The 19207-nt window shown below is 64.6% G+C and carries 20 protein-coding genes and 1 tRNA gene; all 21 read right to left on the reverse strand.

Going from position 1 to position 19207, the window contains the following annotated elements; translation table 11 throughout:
• Positions 1-8: 8 nt before the first annotated feature.
• The 21 genes from RBT54_RS04690 to RBT54_RS04790 all read right to left on the reverse strand — a co-directional run bounded on the left by RBT54_RS04690 (position 9) and on the right by RBT54_RS04790 (position 19203).
• Entirely contained in the window at positions 9-389 is a 381-nt protein-coding gene (locus RBT54_RS04690) for a MerR family transcriptional regulator (RefSeq protein ID WP_320364622.1), read from the reverse strand.
• Positions 370-675, reverse strand: coding sequence for an integration host factor subunit alpha (locus tag RBT54_RS04695; RefSeq protein WP_320364624.1), 306 nt, complete (start codon positions 673-675; stop codon positions 370-372). The genes RBT54_RS04690 and RBT54_RS04695 overlap by 20 nt, the downstream gene beginning before the upstream one ends.
• A gap of 1 nt (position 676) precedes the next feature.
• Positions 677-3067: a phenylalanine--tRNA ligase subunit beta gene (pheT, locus tag RBT54_RS04700; RefSeq protein WP_320364626.1), complete on the reverse strand. Its 2391-nt coding sequence runs from the start codon at positions 3065-3067 to the stop codon at positions 677-679.
• Positions 3068-3151: 84 nt separating this feature from the next.
• A complete protein-coding gene (locus RBT54_RS04705) occupies positions 3152-4183 on the reverse strand; it encodes a phenylalanine--tRNA ligase subunit alpha (RefSeq protein WP_320364628.1) in 1032 nt (343 codons plus the stop codon).
• 138 nt (positions 4184-4321) lie between these two features.
• Entirely contained in the window at positions 4322-4681 is a 360-nt protein-coding gene (gene rplT / locus RBT54_RS04710; RefSeq protein WP_320364630.1) for a 50S ribosomal protein L20, read from the reverse strand.
• A 12-nt stretch (positions 4682-4693) separates the two neighbouring features.
• Positions 4694-4891, reverse strand: coding sequence for a 50S ribosomal protein L35 (gene rpmI / locus RBT54_RS04715; RefSeq protein ID WP_320364632.1), 198 nt, complete (start codon positions 4889-4891; stop codon positions 4694-4696).
• 143 nt (positions 4892-5034) lie between these two features.
• Positions 5035-5556: a translation initiation factor IF-3 gene (infC, locus tag RBT54_RS04720; RefSeq protein ID WP_320364756.1), complete on the reverse strand. Its 522-nt coding sequence runs from the start codon at positions 5554-5556 to the stop codon at positions 5035-5037.
• 26 nt (positions 5557-5582) lie between these two features.
• Positions 5583-7499, reverse strand: a complete 1917-nt coding sequence (thrS, locus tag RBT54_RS04725) for a threonine--tRNA ligase (protein ID WP_320364634.1) — start codon at positions 7497-7499, stop codon at positions 5583-5585.
• Between the two features lie 182 nt (positions 7500-7681).
• Positions 7682-7758, reverse strand: a tRNA-Val gene (locus RBT54_RS04730).
• A 79-nt stretch (positions 7759-7837) separates the two neighbouring features.
• Entirely contained in the window at positions 7838-8080 is a 243-nt protein-coding gene (locus tag RBT54_RS04735) for a GlsB/YeaQ/YmgE family stress response membrane protein (RefSeq protein ID WP_320364636.1), read from the reverse strand.
• A 64-nt stretch (positions 8081-8144) separates the two neighbouring features.
• Positions 8145-8933: a 3'-5' exonuclease gene (locus RBT54_RS04740; protein WP_320364638.1), complete on the reverse strand. Its 789-nt coding sequence runs from the start codon at positions 8931-8933 to the stop codon at positions 8145-8147.
• A complete protein-coding gene (locus RBT54_RS04745) occupies positions 8933-9361 on the reverse strand; it encodes a YdbL family protein (RefSeq protein WP_320364640.1) in 429 nt (142 codons plus the stop codon). The genes RBT54_RS04740 and RBT54_RS04745 overlap by 1 nt, the downstream gene beginning before the upstream one ends.
• Complete coding sequence (locus RBT54_RS04750; RefSeq protein ID WP_320364642.1) at positions 9358-9552, reverse strand: hypothetical protein; 195 nt, start codon at positions 9550-9552, stop codon at positions 9358-9360. Before RBT54_RS04750 ends, RBT54_RS04745 begins: the two co-directional genes overlap by 4 nt.
• Before the next feature lie 26 nt (positions 9553-9578).
• A complete protein-coding gene (locus RBT54_RS04755) occupies positions 9579-11576 on the reverse strand; it encodes a hypothetical protein (protein WP_320364644.1) in 1998 nt (665 codons plus the stop codon).
• Between the two features lie 61 nt (positions 11577-11637).
• Positions 11638-12528, reverse strand: a complete 891-nt coding sequence (cysM, locus tag RBT54_RS04760) for a cysteine synthase CysM (protein WP_320364758.1) — start codon at positions 12526-12528, stop codon at positions 11638-11640.
• Between the two features lie 63 nt (positions 12529-12591).
• On the reverse strand, positions 12592-13767 hold the full coding sequence (gene lapB, locus RBT54_RS04765) for a lipopolysaccharide assembly protein LapB (protein ID WP_320364646.1): 1176 nt from the start codon (positions 13765-13767) through the stop codon (positions 12592-12594).
• A gap of 6 nt (positions 13768-13773) precedes the next feature.
• Positions 13774-14082 (reverse strand): LapA family protein, encoded by a 309-nt coding sequence (locus RBT54_RS04770; protein WP_320364647.1) that lies wholly within the window; start codon positions 14080-14082, stop codon positions 13774-13776.
• A gap of 87 nt (positions 14083-14169) precedes the next feature.
• On the reverse strand, positions 14170-14457 hold the full coding sequence (locus RBT54_RS04775) for an integration host factor subunit beta (RefSeq protein ID WP_320364649.1): 288 nt from the start codon (positions 14455-14457) through the stop codon (positions 14170-14172).
• Positions 14458-14468: 11 nt separating this feature from the next.
• On the reverse strand, positions 14469-16172 hold the full coding sequence (gene rpsA / locus RBT54_RS04780; RefSeq protein WP_320364651.1) for a 30S ribosomal protein S1: 1704 nt from the start codon (positions 16170-16172) through the stop codon (positions 14469-14471).
• Between the two features lie 91 nt (positions 16173-16263).
• Positions 16264-18225, reverse strand: coding sequence for a bifunctional 3-phosphoshikimate 1-carboxyvinyltransferase/cytidylate kinase (locus RBT54_RS04785; RefSeq protein WP_320364760.1), 1962 nt, complete (start codon positions 18223-18225; stop codon positions 16264-16266).
• Positions 18226-18315: 90 nt separating this feature from the next.
• Positions 18316-19203 (reverse strand): prephenate dehydrogenase, encoded by an 888-nt coding sequence (locus RBT54_RS04790; protein WP_320364652.1) that lies wholly within the window; start codon positions 19201-19203, stop codon positions 18316-18318.
• Positions 19204-19207: the final 4 nt, after the last annotated feature.

The following is a 19207-nucleotide window of genomic DNA, read 5'->3' on the forward strand; positions in this document are numbered from 1 at the left end:
ACGAATGCTCAGGCCCGCAGATCGCTCAGCGTCTCCTTGATCGCAGCGCGAATCTCGCGCATCAAGCCCTTGTAGCGATCGACCTCGACCTGGTTTTCATGCTCATGGATCGCGGACTCTCCGAGCCGGTTGCGCGCCCCCGAAATCGTGAAGCCTTCCTGGTAGAGCAGCTGCCGGATTCGACGGATCAGGAGCACCTCGTGGTGCTGGTAATAGCGGCGGTTTCCACCGCGCTTGACCGGCTTCAACTGGGTGAATTCCTGCTCCCAGTATCGCAGCACGTGCGGCTTGACGCCGCACAGGTCGCTGACTTCGCCGATCGTGAAATAGCGCTTCGCCGGGATCGGGGGCAGATCCTGGACGCCTGTATCAGGGCTGCTTGCTTGCATCGCTGAGTTGCTCCACCGCGGCCTTCAGTTTCTGGCTGGCGTGGAAAGTGACCACACGGCGTGCGGTGATCGGGATTTCCTCGCCGGTCTTGGGGTTACGCCCGGGACGCTGCGGCTTGTCGCGCAACTGGAAGTTGCCGAAGCCCGACAGCTTGACGCAATCTCCACGCTCCAGCGCCGTCCGGATCTCCTCGAAGAAACCCTCGACCATGTCCTTGGCCTCGCGCTTGTTGAGGCCAACCTGCTCGAACAGAAGGTCTGCGAGCTCTGCCTTGGTGAGCGTCATGTCAGCCTCCCGTGCCACGCAGGCGGCCTCCGAGCACGGTCTCGGCCTGTTTGACGAGAACGGCAATCGCCGCCTCGACTTCGGCGTCTTCGAGTGTGCGCTGAGTATCTTGCATCGATACCCTGAAGGCAAGGCTCTTCTTGTCCGGGTCAATCCCCTTGCCGTGATAGACGTCAAACAGGCTGATCTCGCGCACCACCGCGGGCGCAACCTCGCGCAGCACCTCGAGCACGCGCTCGACCGGAACATCCACCGCAATGACGAGCGCAAGGTCGCGACGCACGGCCGGCATGCGCGAGATCTCTGCATATGCCGGCATGCGCGCGGCAAGCGCGGCGTCCAGCGCGACCTCGAACACGACCGGCGCCGTGCCCAGATCGTAGCGCTGCACCCATACCGGATGCAGTTCACCGATCACACCGATGGAGTGACCGTCGAGCTTCACCGCTGCCGCGCGCCCCGGATGAAGCGCAGGGTGCGAGAGGGGCGAAAGCGCAAGCTGGCGCGGCGCGAACAGCGCCTCCAGGTCACCCTTCACGTCGTAGAAATCGACGTTGCGTGAGCGCTCGCCCCATTGCTCCGGCAACACCGGGCCGGCGGCGAGGCCCGCGATGTTCATCACCTGATGGAAGCCACGCACGGGCTCGCCGTCGGCCTTGCGTTCGAACACACGCGCGACCTCGAACACGCGCACACGGTCGATCTGGCGCTTGCGGTTGGTCGCCAGCGTGCCGACCAGGCCCGGGATCAGACTGGAGCGCATGACGCTCAACTGGCTGGCGATCGGATTGGCGAGGCGGATCGGGTTCTCGTTGGCGCAGAAATCCCGCTCCCAGGCTTCTTCGACAAAGGCGAAGTTCACCACTTCCTGATAGCCGCGAGCGGCGAGCAGGTGGCGCAGCGCCCATACCGGACGGCTGTGCTCCGAGCTCGGGAGCATCATCAGGCTGCCTTGCGGCGCAACGGCTGGGATGTTGTCGTAACCGTGCAGCCGGGCGAGTTCCTCGACCAAGTCTTCCTCGATCTCGATGTCGAAGCGCCAGGACGGCGGGGTGACGAGGAGATCGTTGCCGTCGCGCGCCACATCCAGGTGCACGCGCTGCAGCAAGCCGAGCATGGCATCGTCGCCGAGCGTGACCCCGAGGATGCGGCGCGCGCGCGCCGGACGCAGGCGCACCGGCTTGCGCACGGGCAGCGCCTCGGGGACCTGCGCCTCGACGACCGGGCCGGCTTCGCCGCCACAGATCTCGATAACCAGGCGGGTCGCGCGCTCGATCGCAGCACGCGCCAGTTCCGGATCAACACCGCGCTCGAAGCGGTGCGAGGCATCGGAGCCAAAGCCGTAGCTGCGCGCGCGACCCGCGATCGCATCGGGCGCAAAGAAGGCGCTCTCGAGGAAGACATCGCTCGTCTCCAGCGTGATCCCGCTGTCCTCACCCCCCATGATCCCGGCGAGCGCAAGCGCACGCGATTCGTCTGCAATCAGCAGCGTATCGGCGTCTGGGGTCACAGTCTGCTCGTTGAGCAGCAGCACCTGCTCCCCTGCGCGCGGCATCCGGACATGGATGGCGCCCTGCAGCTTCGTGTTGTCGAAGGCATGGAGCGGCTGCCCGAGCTCGAGCATCACGTAGTTGGTGATGTCGACCAGCGCGCTGATCGAGCGTACCCCGCTGCGCACCAGACGGCGAGCCATCCACTCGGGTGTCAGCGCCTTGGCGTTGACACCACGGAGGATTCGACCGCAGTAGCGCGGACAGGCGACAGGCGCATCGAGCACGATCTCGCGCCGACCATCGAAGGCGGGCGCCACCGGCTCGATCACCGTCTGCTGCAGCGCTGTGGCGGTGATCGCCGCAACTTCGCGCGCCACGCCGGTCAAGCTTAGGCAGTCGGCTCGGTTGGGGGTGAGCTTGATCGTGAACAGGGTGTCGTCGAGCCCGAGGTAGTCACGAATGTCACCACCCACGGGGGCGTCCTCGGGCAGCGCGTAAAGCCCGCCGTGATCCTCGGACAGGCCGAGCTCGCGCGCCGAGCACAACATGCCGAAAGACTCGACACCGCGCAGCTTGGCCTTCTTGATCTCGAAATCGCCCGGCAGTACCGCCCCGACCACCGCACACGGCACCTTCATCCCGGCGGCGGCATTGGGCGCGCCGCAGACGATCTGCAGCAATTCACCGGTACCGGCATCGACCTTGCAGAGCTTGAGCTTGTCGGCATTGGGATGCTTGTCGGCCTCGACGATGCGGGCCACCACCACGCCCTTGAACGCGGGCGCGGCCGGCTCAGCCTCTTCCACCTCGAGGCCGGCCATGGTGAGCAGATGGCCGAGTTCGGTGCTGTTCAACTGCGGATCGACGAAGGTCCGCAGCCACTGTTCTGAGAATTGCATGATTCGATTACCCGGATTGCGTGATGGGGCAAAGTCTGTTCGGCGCGGCTCGAGAGAGCCGGTTCAGCGGGAAAGACTCGGAACTCAGCGGAACTGGCTCAGGAAACGCAGATCGCCGTCGAAGAACAGGCGCAGGTCGTTCACGCCGTAACGCAGCATGGTCAGGCGGTCCGGCCCCATGCCGAAGGCGAAGCCGGTGTAGCGCTCGGGATCGATGCCGCCGAAGCGCAGCACGTTCGGGTGCACCACGCCGCAACCCGCGATCTCCAGCCAGCGCCCTTCGAGCGCGCCACTCATGAAGGCGACGTCGATCTCGGCCGAAGGCTCGGTGAAGGGAAAGAAGGACGGACGGAAGCGCACCTGCAGGTCGTCGGTCTCGAAGAAGCGGCGCAAGAAGTCGGCGATCACGCCCTTGAGATCGGCAAAGCTCACCGTCTCGCCCACCCACAGGCCTTCGACCTGATGGAACATCGGCGAATGGGTGGCGTCGGAGTCGACCCGGAACACACGCCCGGGCGCGATGAGACGCAGGTCGGGCATTACCTCGGCATTGCGATGGCGCTCGACATGGGCCTGCATGGCACGGATCTGCACCGGGCTGGTGTGCGTGCGCAGCAGGACGTCGTCGTGGCCTTCGAGATAGAAGGTGTCGTGCATCGAACGCGCGGGATGATTCTCCGGCGTGTTCAGGGCCGTGAAGTTGTGCCAGTCGGTCTCTATCTCCGGGCCGTCGGCGACGACGAAGCCGATCGAGGCGAACAGTTGCTCGACACGCTCAAGTGTGCGGCTGACCGGGTGCAGGCCGCCTTGGGCAGCACCCCGTCCAGGCAGCGTCACGTCGAGCGCTTCCGCGGCGAGCTGGGCCAGCAGCGCGGTTTCACGCAGCGCGTTGCGGCGCGCCTCGAGCGCGCTCTCGATCGACACCTTGGCGGCGTTGATCGCCGCCCCGGCCTCGCGGCGCGCGTCCGGGTCGAGCTTGCCGAGCGACTTCAGGCGTTCGGTGAGCGAACCGGCCTTGCCGAGATAACGCGCCTTGGCCTGTTCGAGCTGCGCGCCATCGGCCGCCCCGGCGAAGTCGGCTGCGGCCTGTTGTACCAGTTGATCGAGCTGTTCCATGTCCCTGCCCTGGCGAAATGCGGTAATGCTGGATGACAGCCGCAGGGGCGGCTGCACATCGAAGATGTTCGTCGAGTCGAAAACGGCGACTCAGAAAAAAAAAGGAGGCCAGGCCTCCTTTTTTCGGGCTGCGTCGATTTACGCAGCGAGTTTGGCCCGGGCCTGTTCTGCAATCGCGGCAAATGCCGGCTTGTCGAACACGGCCAGGTCGGCCAGCACCTTGCGGTCGATTTCGATCGCAGCCTTCTTCAGGCCGTTCATGAAGGTGCTGTAGGTCAGACCCAGTTCACGTGCGGCGGCATTGATACGCGCGATCCACAGCGTGCGGAACTGGCGCTTGCGCTGACGACGGTCGCGGTAGGCGTACTGACCAGCCTTCATCACCGCCTGTTTGGCGATGCGATAGACGTTTTTACGACGGCCGCGGTAACCCTTGGCCTGGGAAAGGACTTTCTTGTGACGAGCGCGGGCTGTTACACCACGTTTAACGCGAGGCATTGCGGTCTCCTATCAAGCGTACGGAAGCATGGCGCGAATCAGCTTTTCATCGGCAGCATGAACTTCGGTCATGCCGCGCAGCTGACGCTTCGCCTTGGTCGTTTTCTTGGTCAGGATGTGGCGCTTGAACGCCTGGGACCGCTTGATCCCACCACTCGCGCGCACCTTGAATCGCTTCTTGGCGCCGCTCTTGGTCTTCATCTTGGGCATTGCTGAGACTCCATGTTTTTGGATGACACCAGGTAGCGCCGATAAGCCCCGACGCGTTTTATTACCCGGCACCACTTGTTTTCCGCCGGATGATCTTGTGATATCCGGCGGCTTTGCCCCCGAGAGGGCAAATCTCTCGAACCTTAGCGGTTCTTCTTCGGCGCGATGATCATGATCATCTGGCGCCCTTCCATCTTGGGCATCTGCTCGACCTGACCCAACTCTTCCAGATCTGCCTTGACGCGCTCGAGCTGACGCAAACCGAATTCCTGGTGCGCCATCTCACGGCCGCGGAAGCGCAGGGTGACCTTGCACTTGTCGCCTTCTTCCAGGAAGCGCTTGAGGTTGCGCAGCTTGATCAGGTAGTCGTTGTCGTCGGTGCCGGGGCGGAGCTTAACCTCCTTGACCTGCACCTGCTTCTGCTTGAGTCGGGCTTCGTGGGCCTTCTTCTGTTCCTGATACTTGAACTTGCCGAAATCCATCAGCTTGCACACGGGCGGCACGGCCATCGGTGCGATTTCGACCAAATCCAGCCCGGCCTCTTCGGCCATGCTGAGAGATGCGTTCAGGGACACGATACCGAGCTGTTCGCCCTCCTCGCCGACCAGCCGGACCTCAGGCGCAGTGATCTCCCGATTTACGCGCTGCTTTTTTTCTTGTGCGATGGTTCAACTCTCCACGAAAACCAATATCAGACCGATCCGGCTTTCGCTTCAACTTCGCGAAGCCAGTGATCGATCAGCGAATCGAGGGACATTTGGCCAAGATCCTGACCACCCCGGGCACGTACGGCCACGAGGCCTGCTGCTTTCTCCTTCTCGCCGATGACGATCTGGTACGGCAGCTTTTGTACGCTATGTTCGCGAATTTTATAGTTAATCTTCTCGTTGCGCAAATCGGCTTCGACGCGAAAACCCGCCTGCCGGAGCTTGGCTGCGACCTCGGCCGCGTATTCCGCCTGCCCCTCGGAGATGTTCATCACCACCGCCTGCACCGGCGCCAACCACAATGGCATCGCGCCGGCATGATGCTCGATCAGGATGCCGATGAAGCGCTCGAGCGAGCCGAGGATGGCACGGTGCAACATCACCGGCACCTTCTTGGTGTTGTCCTCGTCGACGTACTCGGCGCCGAGCCGCACCGGCAAATTGAAGTCGAGTTGCAGCGTACCGCACTGCCACACACGCCCCAGGCAGTCCTTGAGCGAGAACTCGATCTTCGGCCCGTAGAAGGCACCTTCGCCAGGCTGCAGCTCGTACTCCAGACGCTGCGCATCGAGCGCGGCGGCGAGCGCAGCCTCTGCCGCATCCCATTGCTCGTCCGTACCGACGCGCTTATCCGGGCGGGTCGACAACTTCACCAGCACGTCCGTGAAGCCGAAATCGGTGTACACCTGCTGCAGCAGGCGGATGAACTCGGCCGATTCGGCCTGCACCTGACTCTCGGCGCAGAAGATGTGCGCGTCGTCCTGCACGAAGTTGCGCACCCGCATGATGCCGTGCAGCGAACCGGAGGGCTCGTTGCGGTGGCAGGAGCCGAACTCGGCCATGCGCAACGGCAGGTCACGGTAGCTCTTCAGCCCCTGGTTGAAGATCTGGATGTGGCAGGGGCAGTTCATCGGCTTGACCGCGTAGTCGCGCTTCTCGGACTGCGTGGTGAACATCAGGTCGGAGTACATGCCCCAATGACCGGACTTCTCCCACAGCGAGCGATCGACGATCTGCGGCGTCTTCACCTCCTGGTAGCCATGCTCGCCGATCGTGCGGCGCAGGTACTGCTCGACCTGCTGCCACAGCGTCCAGCCCTTGGCGTGCCAGAACACCATGCCCGGCGCTTCGTCCTGGATGTGGAAGAGATCAAGCTGGCGGCCAAGCTTGCGGTGGTCGCGCTTTTCCGCCTCTTCAATCATGTGCAGGTAAGCGTCGAGCTCGTCCTTCTTGATCCATGCCGTGCCATACACCCGCTGCAGCATCTCGTTCTTCGAGTCGCCGCGCCAGTAGGCGCCGGCCAGCTTCATCAGCTTGAAGACCTTGAGCTTGCCCGTCGAGGGCACGTGCGGACCGCGGCACAGGTCGATGAAATCGCCCTGGCGGTACAGCGAAACATCCTCGCCTGCCGGAATCGAGGCGATGATCTCGGCCTTGTAGTGCTCGCCGATGCTCTTGAAGAAATCCACGGCCTTGTCACGCGGCCAGACCTCGCGCTGCACCGGAATGTCACGCCTGGCTATCTCGGCCATGCGCCCCTCGATTGCCGCCAGGTCCTCGGGCGTGAAAGGACGCTTGTACGAGAAGTCGTAGTAGAAGCCGTTTTCGATCACCGGTCCGATCGTCACCTGAGCGTCGGGGAAGAGCTCCTTCACGGCGTGTGCCAGCAGGTGGGCCGTGGAGTGGCGGACAATCTCGAGCCCCTCTGCGGCCTTGTCGGTAACGATCGCAAGTTCGGCGTCGGCGTCGAGGCGATGCGAGAGGTCGACGAGGCGTCCGCCGACCCGCCCCGCCAGCGCCGCCTTGGCGAGACCGGCGCCAATCGAGGCCGCAACCTCGGCCACGGTCACCGGATGATCGAAGCTGCGAACGGAACCGTCTGGGAGCGTGATGTTGGGCATGACAGGGCCTCGAGCAATTCGTACCCCCGACAGCGTCGCGGGCCAAGATGTGAAACAGAGAATGTAGACGAAAAAAAAGCGCGGTCTTAGCGCGCTTTTTTCTCTAGCAGACAAGCGGAGCCGACCTGTTCAGTTTCCGTCCTGAGTAGTAGTTCGGAACATGACTATCGACTCCATAATCTTGGTAGGCGCGATTGGACTCGAACCAACGACCCCCACCATGTCAAGGTGGTGCTCTAACCAACTGAGCTACGCGCCTGCTGAAGTCCCGCATTATAGGCACCCAAAAAATCTTGTCAAAGACTTTTTGAGCACTTTTGCATTGCAACCTGAAAAGCTTACTTCCGGAGTCGGTTTACGATGAAAAGGATCAGAAATGCACCGACGACTGCACCAATGAAGCCCGCCCCTTCCCCAGCGTGATAAATGCCGAGGAATTGCCCACCATAAGTCGCCACCAGCGAACCGGCGATGCCGAGCAGCGAGGTCATGATGAGACCCAGCCCCTCCTTGCCCGGATGCAGCAGGCGCGCGACGAGACCGACGATGAGGCCGATGAGGATGGTGTAGATGATGCCCATGTGATTCTCCCTTCCCTGAGTGAACATAAGGCAAGCGGGGTGCTCGCCTGCCGCGAAGTGCGTCTCAAGCCTGAGGCCAGGCTTCGAGGAACTGCTTCCAGTGCGGCGCATCGATCCGTACAAGGGCATCGCGCACCACCTGGACCTCGGCCGCCCATGCGCTGGCGTCGAGATGCCCGCGCATGCGTTCGAAACGGAGATAGACCAGGTAGGTGTTGACCACATCGGTTTCGCAGTAGTCGCGAATCTCCGCAATCCGACCGTCCTGCCAGGCCTGCCACACTGCAGAGCCGTCCATGCCGAGCTTGCCCGGGTAGCCCATCAGTTTGGCGAGGTCGTCGAGCGGCGCATTGGCACGCGGCTGATACATCGCCACCAGGTCCATCAGATCCAGATGACGGTTGTGATAGCGACTGATGTAGTTGTTCCACTTGAAGTCGCGCGAGTCGTGGTAATCGCCCTCGCCCTGATCCCAGTAACGCGGTGCCGACACGCAGTGAAGCATGCCGCGGTAGTGCAGGACCGGGAGGTCGAACCCGCCACCGTTCCACGACACGATCTGAGGCGTGTAGCGCTCGATGCCGTCGAAGAAGCGCTGGATGATCTCGCCCTCGTTGCTTTCCGGCTCCGAGAGCGAGAACACCCTGAAGTGCTGCGCGTCGCGCAGGACGCAAGAAATCGTAACCACGCGCTGCAGGTGGTGCGGCAGGAAGTCGTTGCCATGGCTCGCCCGGCGCTGCTGGAAGGCCCACTCGGCAACCTCGTAATCCGAGAGCCCGGCCGGCAGGTCCTCGAGCGCACGAATACCATCGACGTCGGGAATCGTCTCGATGTCGAAAACAAGCACCGGCATTACTTTTTCACCCACTTCCCGCCTTGCTGCACCCACCAGCCCGGCTGGGCCCGGTCGATCCAGCGTTGGGCAAAGGTGCGGCGGACATCGCCTTCCCATTCGGGATGACTGTTCGCGCGCGCGATCTCTCGGTAGAGCGCGGCACGATCGGCGTTCTCGGCCGCAATCGCGCTCGTGACCTGCGCGCGCTGGGCGAGCGGCACGCTGGCTGCATCACGCAGGGCCACCGTGCCATCGCTCGCCAGGCCCACGGCACCCGCAGCGTAGAGGGGTTCGAGTTGAGCATGGCGCTTTTGCATCGACTGCTGCAGCGCTGCGATGGCAGGCGTGTCGATCTCGAGATTGCCCTGTGCCTGCACCGCCGCTGCCATCACGACACCGAGCACGAGGCCACCCAGCCAGCGCGGGATTGAAGAAAGCAGGCTCATTTCGTCTCTCCTTGCGAGGGCACCGACGCCGGCGCACCAACGGCGCCCTCGCGCAGTTGCCACACCTCGTCGATGATGCGGTCGGCCGCCTTTTCAGCGGCAGCCGCCGGGAAATAAATGTTGATGGTGACGCAGGCCGACGCCGACAGGGCGAGGACTGCAGCCAGGAACAACCTGGATGTGACGGGCATGCCATTCTCCTTCCGGTTTGCGGGAGTCAGCGCAGTTCGGGCGCGACGTTTTCGGCGATCACCCGCTGCAGGCGGTTGACCAGCTCGTCCCAATCCACGCGCCGATTGTAGCCGATGACATCCAGCGCCGGGACGCCGCCGCCGCGCACGATCACGAAGCCACCATCGGCGCGCGCTCCGCCTTCGATGCCATCCATCAGACATACGCCGCCGGCAAGACGGCAATGGAGCCCGAGCTCGCTGTAGCCGAAGGTGTCGAACACCCGCAGCAGGCTGCGCTGAATCGCGGCGATCGCCCCCGCGCCGCCGAGCGCGCCGATATTCTGCACCGCGCGCTGGCTGATCCGGCGGCGGTAGTCTCCGGGACTGCTGACGATGCGCGCATCGAAGCCGACCGGTCGCCATCGCGCCAGCTCGAGGCCGCGCACATCGGCATCGACAAAGCCAGTGATGCTGCCAAAGCTGAAGGTCTCGGTCAGTTGCGCGAGATCGATATGACGGGCCTCGATGTCGGCGCTCAGGTGCGAGGCCACGCCGAAGGGCTCACGCAGGCGCAGCCCTGTCGCGTGCACGTAGCCATCGAACACCGAGATGACGAGCGCGCCATCGAGCGCGATCTCGCCCGGGCTCACGCGCAGCCCCGGTAGCGACGCCGAGAGCACGCCGGACATCAGCGGCAGCTCCAGTGCTGCCGTCAGCGCCGGCATCGACACCGGCTCGATGACGACGCTGCCGCTGCCCTGCCAGCCCGACTGGCCCCGCGACAAGGAGAGCCCGTCGAGCACCAGCGCGCCATCGAGCACGGGCACGGTCGTCCTCGCGAACTGGACACTGTCATCCATCAACTCGGCATCGATCACGAAGGCGCCGAGTGTGAGCTTCTCCCAGCGCCCGCCGGCGATCTCGAGGTGGCTGTTCGAACGCTTCCCCTTGACCCACGACACCCTGCCGGCGACCGGCCCGAGCGCCACGCCCGCCCCGTCCGCAACCCCGGCAAGACTGAAGCCGGCATCCTCGAACACGCCTTCAATCGCCTGCACATGCCCCTGCTGCAGCCGCAGCGCGCCAGTCATGTGCCCGGAAAAGCGCATCCGATCGGCGCTGGCGGGCGCCAGCAGCGGGGCGATCCAGCGCGGCCCGATCAGGGCAAGATCGGCGCCCTCCACCTCCAGGGAAATGCTCCCATCTGCCAGCGCATCCAGGTTTGCCGTTGCAGTGGCGCTGAGTCGGCGCACGCCCTCGAGTTCGACATCGGCACGCTCGACACGGAGGCGCTCGCCGTCGAGCCGACCCCGCGCGGAGAACCTCGGCCCAGCCTCGAGATAGAGCGGGTGCAGGTAGGCAGCGCCCTGCCGCCAGTCGGCGCTCGCCTCCCAGTGCCAGGTCTCGCCCGCCTGGCGTGCATCCACGGCAAGCTCGACGCCGACCTTTTCCGCAGCCCGCAGGCCGTCCGCGGTGCCAAAGCCTGCGTTCGCGAAACGCAGTCGGGCACCGAGTCGCGAGCCACCCGACCCGGATTGAGTCCAGTCGATCTCGCCACTCGCACTGCCCACCGCCTTCAAGTCCCGCACGCCGCGCACGAGCTCGGGAGACCAGATCTGCAACAGGGCCAGCAGGCCCTCCGCCGCGACCTCGACCAACCCGACGTGCACACTTCCGTCATCCTCGCGCAGCACTTCGACGCGCCCTTGGCCGAGCGCGGCGACCAGGTGCGTTCGGCCGCTACGAAGATTCATCTCGAGATCGAAAACGGCCGCCACCCGCTTCCCGGCCACCCGCAGTTCCGCGTTGTGACAGGTGAGACCCTCGAAGCTCAGCGCGGCACGCCCACAACGCAACCGCACATCGCGCGCCAGCCGCGCACCCGCGCGTGCGCGCCCGACCGATACCACGGCCGTTCCGGCACCGGCGTCGAATACGGCCTGGATGTCATGGAGCGCGAACCCGGGATTCACCACGTCCGCCACCCGCAGGTTCAGGCGATCGATTGCCTGAGCCGGCACCAGGCCGCACAGCAGCGCCAACAGCGCGACGGCCAGCGCGCACGAAAGCGCCGGAGCACGCCGCCCCGACGAGCGGGAAACCTCAGGCTGGGAACACACCCGTCGACAGGTAGCGGTCACCGCGATCGCAGACGATGGACACGATGACCGCGTCCTCGACCTCGGCAGCAATGCGCAGCGCGACATGCATCGAGCCGCCAGAAGAAATGCCCGCAAAGATGCCTTCCTCACGCGCCAGACGACGGGTCATCTCCTCGGCATCGGCCTGGCTGACGCGCTCGAAGCGGTCCACGCGCGGACGCTCGAAAATCTTCGGCAGGTAGGCCTGCGGCCATTTGCGGATACCGGGAATCTGGGAGCCCTCCTCCGGCTCGCAGCCGACGATGCAGATCTCGGGCTTGCGCTCCTTGAGGAAGCGCGAAGTCCCCATGATCGTGCCGGTCGTCCCCATCGAACTGACGAAATGCGTGATGTGTCCGCCGGTCTGCTCCCAGATCTCCGGGCCGGTGCCCTCGAAGTGGGCCAGCGGATTATCCGGATTGGCAAACTGGTCGAGGATGACGCCGCGCCCTTCTTCGCGCATCTTCTCGGCGATGTCGCGCGCCATCTCCATCCCCCCGGAACTCGGCACCAGCACCAGTTCGGCGCCGAAGGCGCGCATGGTCTGACGGCGTTCGATGCTCTGGTTCTCGGGCATCACCAGGATCATGCGGTAACCGCGCATCGCCGCCGCCATGGCCAGCGCAATGCCGGTATTGCCACTGGTCGCCTCAATGAGCGTGTCGCCGGGCTTGATGTCGCCGCGCGCCTCGGCGCGCATCACCATCGACAGCGCCGGACGGTCCTTTACCGACCCTGCTGGGTTGTTGCCCTCCAGCTTGGCGAGGATCACGTTGTTGCGGCCGGCGTGGATGCGCTTGAGCCGCACCAGCGGTGTATGGCCGACGTAATCTTCCAGCGTCCTGAATTCCATGTGTTTCATTGCTCGGGTCGAGGTTCAAGGGCGCGCGGCACCGGCACTGATCGCCAGCCGCACTCAAGGCGTGAGATCGAACTCTTCGGTTCGCCGCGGAGGATAGGTCTCCCAACCGCCGCAGGCCGGGCAGCGCCAATGGAACTGGCGGGCCTTGAAGCCGCAAGCCTCGCAGCAATAACGTGCCACCCGGCGGGTATGACCGTGAATGAGTTGCTTGATGAGCTCAATGTCGCTGCGCTGCTCTGCGGGCGCAGCGAGCACCGCAGCCTCGAGCAGCTTGTCGAGTCCAAGCAGCGTCGGGTTGCGCCGCAGTTCCTCGCGCACCATTTCGTATGCTGCCTTGGGACCCTCGCGCTCGAGCTCCCAGTGGAACAGTTCATCCAGCAGATCCAGCGAGGCATGGGCCGATAGCCAGGCACGCAGCAACTGGTGTCCCTGCTCCACCCTGCCCAGGCGGCCGTAAGCGGCCATGATGCGCTCGGCCACCAGCGCGAGGTAGACCGGATCCTGGTTCTCGATGCGCTTCCAGGCTTCGAGCGCCTCTTCGTCCTGCCCCTGCGCCGCAAGCAGATCGCCGAGCAGGATGCTGGCGCGGACGTTTCGCCGACTGACCTCGAAAGCACTGTCGAGATGGCGCCGGGCGTCGTCGTAGCGCGAATTGGCCATCGCATTCGCGGCGAGTTCGCAGTGGAAGTTCGCCATCTCGGTGCGCCACATCACCCCCTCATGCTCGGGAAGCGCCTGGGCGACCTCGATCGCCTTGGCCCAGTCCTTCTCCTGCTGGTAGATCTCGAGCAGGAAGCGCAAGGCCACGTCGTTCGCACGCGTACCGCGCAAGCGCTGAAAAGCGGCCTCGGCCCTGTCGAGCAGGCCGGCCTTGAGAAAGTCCTGCCCAAGCTCGCCAAGCGCCTGCAGGCGATGGGCTTCGCTGATGTCCTCCCGATCGACCAGCAATTGATGGATGCGGATGGCGCGATCGGTCTCACCCCGACGCCGGAACAGGCTGCCGAGTGCGAAGTGCAACTCGACGGTCTGCGGATCGATGCGCACCGCCTCGACGAAGGCGTCGATGGCCTTGTCGGGCTGTTCGTTGAGCAGGAAGTTGAGGCCGCTCAGGTAGGAGCGCGGCAGCGCGCGCGACTCCTGCACCACCTGGCGAATGTCGATACGAGCGGCCAGCCAGCCGAGCCCGAAGAAAAGCGGCAGCGCGAGCAGCCACCAGAATTCGATTTCCATCGGCGGTCAGGGCATCGGCAGTTGAGCTTCGCCCGCGGTGAGCGCGGTTTCGCTCGAGACCTTGTGGCGCTCGGCCAACTCCAACTGGCGACGCAGGCGTGAGATCTCCCGACGCTGACGCACCAGGGACGCCAATGTGGCGGTCACGCCAAGCAGAGCTCCCGCGGCGAAGGTAAGGAGAATGACGAATACCAGTGGAAGCTGCCACTGGCTGCCGAAGAAGGAGTTCAGCGTTACCAGCTGGTCGTTCTTGATTGCAAACCCGAACAGCAGGAAGAACAGCAGCAGGCGGATGACCCAGATGATTGCGCGCATGGCCGGCATTATCCCCGAGCGATTAACAAAAAAGAAGGCGGCCGCAGCCGCCTTCCATTATTGCCTGTAAAACCGATCGCCGCGCGGTCAATTACCGCTGAGATCCACCCTCTCGCGCAATTCCTTGCCCGCCTTGAAATGCGGGACGTATTTTTCCGGCACGTGCACCTTCTCGCCGGATTTCGGATTGCGACCGGTACGAGGCGGACGGTAGTTCAGCGCAAAGCTACCAAACCCGCGGATCTCGATGCGGTCCCCACGCGCAAGCGCATCGGTCATCGCATCGAGAATCATCTTGACCGCGTAATCGGCATCCTTTGCGACCAACTGGGGAAAACGCTCCGCCAGCTGGGCGATCAGCTCCGATTTGGTCATGATCGGTCAGATTACTGCTTCTGCTCGTTCAGCTTGGCCTTGAGCAACGCACCAAGGTTGGTCGTGCCGGTGGCAGCCGAGCTTTCGGACGCCAGCTTGCTCATCGCGTCGGACTGCTCGGCCTGATCCTTGGCGCGAATCGACAGGTTGATCGAACGCGTCTTGCGATCGACGTTGATCACCAGCGCCTCGACCTCGTCGCCTTCCTTCAGCATCGTGGTCAGGTCATCGACACGGTGCGGGGCTGCCTCGGACGCGCGCAGATAGCCTTCGACCTCATCACCCAACGAGATCACCGCGCCACGGGCCTCAACCGACTTCACGGTGCCGCGCACGAGGCTGTTCTTCTCGTGAGTAGCGATGAAGTTGGTGTAGGGGTCGCCCTCGAGCTGCTTGATGCCGAGCGAGATACGCTCACGCTCGACGTCGATCGCCAGCACCACGGCCTCGACCTCGTCACCCTTCTTGAAGCGGCGCACGGCGTCTTCGCCGGTCTCGCTCCACGACAGGTCGGACAGATGCACCAGACCGTCGATACCACCTTCCAGACCGATGAACACGCCGAAGTCGGTGATCGACTTGATCTGGCCGCGGACCTTGTCGCCCTTCTTGTGGTTGATTGCGAAATCGTCCCACGGGTTGGACATGCACTGCTTCATGCCCAGCGAGATGCGGCGACGATCTTCGTCGATCTCGAGGATCATCACTTCGACTTCGTCGCCGAGCTGGACAACCTTGGTCGGGTGGATGTTCTTGTTGGTCCAGTCCATTTCGGACACGTGAACCAGGCCTTCGATGCCCTGCTCGACTTCGACGAACGCGCCGTAGTCGGTGATGTTGGTCACCTTGCCGAACAGGCGCGTGCCCTGCGGGTAGCGACGCGAGATGCCCACCCACGGATCTTCGCCGAGCTGCTTGAGGCCGAGCGAGACGCGGTTCTTTTCCTGGTCGAACTTGAGGACCTTGGCTTCGATCTCGTCACCGACGTTGAGCACTTCGGACGGGTGACGGACGCGGCGCCAGGCCAGGTCGGTGATGTGCAGCAGGCCATCGATGCCACCGAGGTCGACGAACGCACCGTAATCGGTGATGTTCTTGACGATACCCTTGATGACGGTGCCTTCCTTGAGGTTGGAGAGGAGCTTTTCGCGCTCTTCGCCCATCGACTCTTCCAGCACGGCGCGACGCGAAACCACCACGTTGTTGCGCTTGCGGTCGAGCTTGATGACCTTGAATTCGTATTCCTTGCCTTCGTACGGCGTGGTGTCCTTGACCGGACGCATGTCGACCAGCGAGCCCGGCAGGAAGGCGCGGATGCTGTTGGTCATGACGGTCAGGCCACCCTTGACCCGGCCGGTGATGACGCCCTTGACCAGGGCGCCCTCGTTGAGCGCCTTCTCGAGGTCGTTCCAGGCCGAGATACGCTTGGCCTTGTCGCGCGACAGGCGAGTTTCGCCGTAGCCGTCTTCGAGCGCGTCGATCGCGACGTGGACGAAATCACCGATGTTGGCCTCGAGCTCGCCGCGGTCGTTGCGGAACTCCTCGATGGGCACGTAGCTTTCGGATTTCAGGCCGGCGTTGACGACGACGAAGTTCTGGTCGATGCGCACGACTTCGGCGGTGATGACTTCACCGGTGCGCATTTCCTGGAGGGCAAGACTTTCCTCGAAGAGATCGGCAAAGCTTTCTTCGAAGGAGGGGGTGGCGTTGGACATAGATGGAAAAATTCCGGTGCCGTCGTGGGACGGCGAACAAGGTAGGTTCAAGAAAAAACGCGCCGGAGCCCACGCCCCCGCGCGATTACGTTCAACCGGGCGACTTCTTCCCTGCCTCGACGAGATCAAGGACAAAAGCCACGGCCTGATCAACATTCCGTTCGGTAGTGTCGAGCAGGACCGCGTCCGGCAGCTTCATCAATGGCGCAACGGTTCGGGCCGCGTCGCGCGCATCCCGTTCCTGAAGGTCTTTCAGAAGGCTTTGCATGTTAGCAGCCAAACCCTTTTCGATCAACTGCTTATAACGTCGCTCGGCGCGCGATTCGGCCGACGCGGTGAGGAACACCTTGATCCCCGCGTCGGGAAAGATCACCGACCCCATGTCACGGCCTTCGGCGACCAGACCGGGAGCGACGCGGTAGTCGCGCTGGCGGTCGAACAGGGCTGCGCGCACCAGCGCAAGCACCGCCACCCTGGAGGCGCCGACGGAGCAGGCCTCGGAGCGGATCTCGTCGGTCACGTCGCTCGCATCAGCCTCGCCGAGCAGCACGCGCCCGCCCTCGAAGCGTGCTGGCAGCGCGGCCGCCAACGCCGCAACGCCGGCCTCATCATCGAGCGCGACACCCGCGCGCATCGCGGCAAGCGCGACCAGGCGGTACAGCGAACCGCTATCGAGATAGTGCCAGCCGAGCGCCTCGGCCACACGCGCGGCCACCGTGCCCTTGCCGGACGCCGACGGACCGTCGATCGCCAGCACCGGCACGGGCGCCGCGACCCGAGCGAAGGCGTCGAAGTAATCGGGGAAGGTCTTGTTCACGCACTTCGGGTCGTTGATGCGCACCCGGCAGCCGCCGAGGGTGACGAGCGAGAAGCACATCGCCATGCGGTGGTCGTCGTAGGTGTCGATCGCCGCCGGGCGCAGATGCTGCGGTCGCGTCACAACCAGATAATCAGCACCCTCCTCCACCTCGGCGCCGACCTTGCGCAGCTCGGTCGCCATCGCCGCGATACGGTCGGTCTCCTTGACCCGCCAGCTCGCGATGTTGCGCAGCCGGCACGGACCATCGGCAAAAAGCGCCGCCACCGCCAGCGTCATCGCCGCGTCGGGGATGTGGTTGAGGTCGAGATCGAAGGCCTTCAGTAGGCCACCTGCGGGCGCCGAGGCCTCGATCCAGTTGTCGCCCATCTCGATGCGCGCGCCCAGTTGCTCGAGCGCCTCGGCAAAACGCACGTCGCCCTGGATGCTCGTGCGCCCGACCCCCTCCACCCGCACTGGCCCGCCACCGATTGCACCGGCGGCGAGGAAATACGACGCCGACGAGGCATCGCCCTCGACGAACACCGTGCCCGGGCTGCGGTAGCGCGCGCCACCGGGCACGACGAAGCGCTCCCAGCCGTGCTGTTCGACCTGTACGCCGAAGCGCGCCATGAGTTCGAGCGTGATGCGGATATAGGGTTTGGAGATCAGTTCGCCGACCACCTCGACCGTCGTCTCGACGCCGGTCAGCGGCAGCGCCATCAGCAGCGCGGTGAGGAACTGACTCGAGACGTCGCCGCGCACGCGGACCACCCCCCCGGGGCGGATGCTCGCGGGCTTCAGATGCAGCGGCGGGTAGCCCTCGTTGGCGGTACAGGTGATGTCGGCGCCGAGCTGGCGCAGCGCATCGACCAGATCGCCGATCGGGCGCTCGTGCATGCGCGGCACGCCGGACAGCCGGTATTCGCCGCCCGACAGCGCGAGCGCCGCGGTGAGCGGACGGAAGGCGGTGCCAGCGTTACCGAGGAAGAGCTCTCCGGTCTTCACCGGAAAAGCCCCCCCCACGCCGCACACGCGGTAATTCAGACTATCGCCCTCGCGCGCCCACGCGACGCCGAGCGCACGCAGGGCCTCGAGCATGCGCTCGACGTCGTCGGACATCAGCAGATCGCGGATGTCGGTCTCCCCATCGGCAAGCGCAGCGAGGAGCAAGACGCGGTTGGAGATGCTCTTCGAGCCGGGCAGGCGGACGCGTCCGGTAGCGCCCAGCATCGGGGGCAGATCGAGAAATTCCATCATGACCTCTGAAAGCGTGTCCTGCCGTGCAGGACGAAGAAAAAGCCGGCGCCGACGCGCCCAGCCAGCCGGCGGCGAGGAAGGGACGCGCTACTCCGCAGTCCGCACCGGCAGGCCCTCGGCCCAGGCATTGCGCGCGCGCCGGGCGCGCTCGAACACCGACTCGAGCCCATCACCGTCAGCCTCGACCAGCATCGTGCGCAAGCGGGCGAGCTCGGCAAGGTAGGCGTCGAGCTCCTCGAGCAGCGCGACCCGGTTCGCGACACAGATGTCGCGCCACATCTCGGGATGACTGCCGGCGATGCGGGTGAAGTCACGAAAGCCGCTCGCTGCATGCGAGAACAGCAATGGCGCGTTGCTGCGCCCCGCCAGATCGTCCACCAGCCCGAAGGCGAGCAGGTGCGGCAGGTGACTGACTGCCGCAAACACGCGATCGTGCTCCTGCGGGGTCATCCCCACCACCACCGCACCGCAGGCCTCCCACGCGGCGCGCACCTTGTTCACCGCTTCGGGCCGGCTCTCGGGCAGGGGCGTCAGCACCACTTTGCGGCCGATGTAAAGCTCGGCGAAGGCCGCCTCGACGCCGCTCTTTTCTGCACCGGCGATCGGGTGTGCCGGCACCACGTCGGGCAGCACCGCACCGAAATGTCGATGCACCGCGTCGACCACGTCACGCTTGGTGCTGCCGGCGTCGGTGACGATCGTGCCCGGCTGCAGGTGCGGCGCCATCGACGCCATGATCACGTCCATCTGGCCCACGGGCGCGGCCAGCAGCACGATATCCGCGCCATCGAGCGCGGTCGCCCAGTCGTCAGCGATCTCATCGATCACCCCAAGCGCCTGGGCGCGCTCGAGCGGCGCACGCCGACGGCCGATGCCGACGACACGGCCAACGGCCTGCGCGCGCCGCAGCGCGAGCGCGAACGAGCCGCCGATGAGGCCGACGCCACAGACGACGAGTTTGCCGATCAGGGGCATCGTC

This window comes from Thauera sp., assembly GCF_034003485.1.
Taxonomy (GTDB): Bacteria; Pseudomonadota; Gammaproteobacteria; order Burkholderiales; family Rhodocyclaceae; genus Thauera.

Coding starts and splice junctions, on each gene's coding strand:
- RBT54_RS04735 (WP_320364636.1), bottom strand. CDS start 8,080: ATGGGCATCATCTACACCATCCTCATCGGCCTCATCGTCGGTCTCGTC.
- RBT54_RS04705 (WP_320364628.1), bottom strand. CDS start 4,183: ATGGAACAGCTCGATCAACTGGTACAACAGGCCGCAGCCGACTTCGCC.
- RBT54_RS04740 (WP_320364638.1), bottom strand. CDS start 8,933: ATGCCGGTGCTTGTTTTCGACATCGAGACGATTCCCGACGTCGATGGT.
- RBT54_RS04745 (WP_320364640.1), bottom strand. CDS start 9,361: ATGAGCCTGCTTTCTTCAATCCCGCGCTGGCTGGGTGGCCTCGTGCTC.
- RBT54_RS04790 (WP_320364652.1), bottom strand. CDS start 19,203: ATGCCCCTGATCGGCAAACTCGTCGTCTGTGGCGTCGGCCTCATCGGC.
- cysM (WP_320364758.1), bottom strand. CDS start 12,528: ATGGAATTCAGGACGCTGGAAGATTACGTCGGCCATACACCGCTGGTG.
- thrS (WP_320364634.1), bottom strand. CDS start 7,499: ATGCCCAACATCACGCTCCCAGACGGTTCCGTTCGCAGCTTCGATCAT.
- rpsA (WP_320364651.1), bottom strand. CDS start 16,172: ATGTCCAACGCCACCCCCTCCTTCGAAGAAAGCTTTGCCGATCTCTTC.
- lapB (WP_320364646.1), bottom strand. CDS start 13,767: ATGGAAATCGAATTCTGGTGGCTGCTCGCGCTGCCGCTTTTCTTCGGG.
- RBT54_RS04775 (WP_320364649.1), bottom strand. CDS start 14,457: ATGACCAAATCGGAGCTGATCGCCCAGCTGGCGGAGCGTTTTCCCCAG.
- RBT54_RS04785 (WP_320364760.1), bottom strand. CDS start 18,225: ATGGAATTTCTCGATCTGCCCCCGATGCTGGGCGCTACCGGACGCGTC.
- pheT (WP_320364626.1), bottom strand. CDS start 3,067: ATGCAATTCTCAGAACAGTGGCTGCGGACCTTCGTCGATCCGCAGTTG.
- RBT54_RS04690 (WP_320364622.1), bottom strand. CDS start 389: ATGCAAGCAAGCAGCCCTGATACAGGCGTCCAGGATCTGCCCCCGATC.
- RBT54_RS04695 (WP_320364624.1), bottom strand. CDS start 675: ATGACGCTCACCAAGGCAGAGCTCGCAGACCTTCTGTTCGAGCAGGTT.
- RBT54_RS04770 (WP_320364647.1), bottom strand. CDS start 14,082: ATGCGCGCAATCATCTGGGTCATCCGCCTGCTGCTGTTCTTCCTGCTG.
- rplT (WP_320364630.1), bottom strand. CDS start 4,681: ATGCCTCGCGTTAAACGTGGTGTAACAGCCCGCGCTCGTCACAAGAAA.
- rpmI (WP_320364632.1), bottom strand. CDS start 4,891: ATGCCCAAGATGAAGACCAAGAGCGGCGCCAAGAAGCGATTCAAGGTG.
- RBT54_RS04750 (WP_320364642.1), bottom strand. CDS start 9,552: ATGCCCGTCACATCCAGGTTGTTCCTGGCTGCAGTCCTCGCCCTGTCG.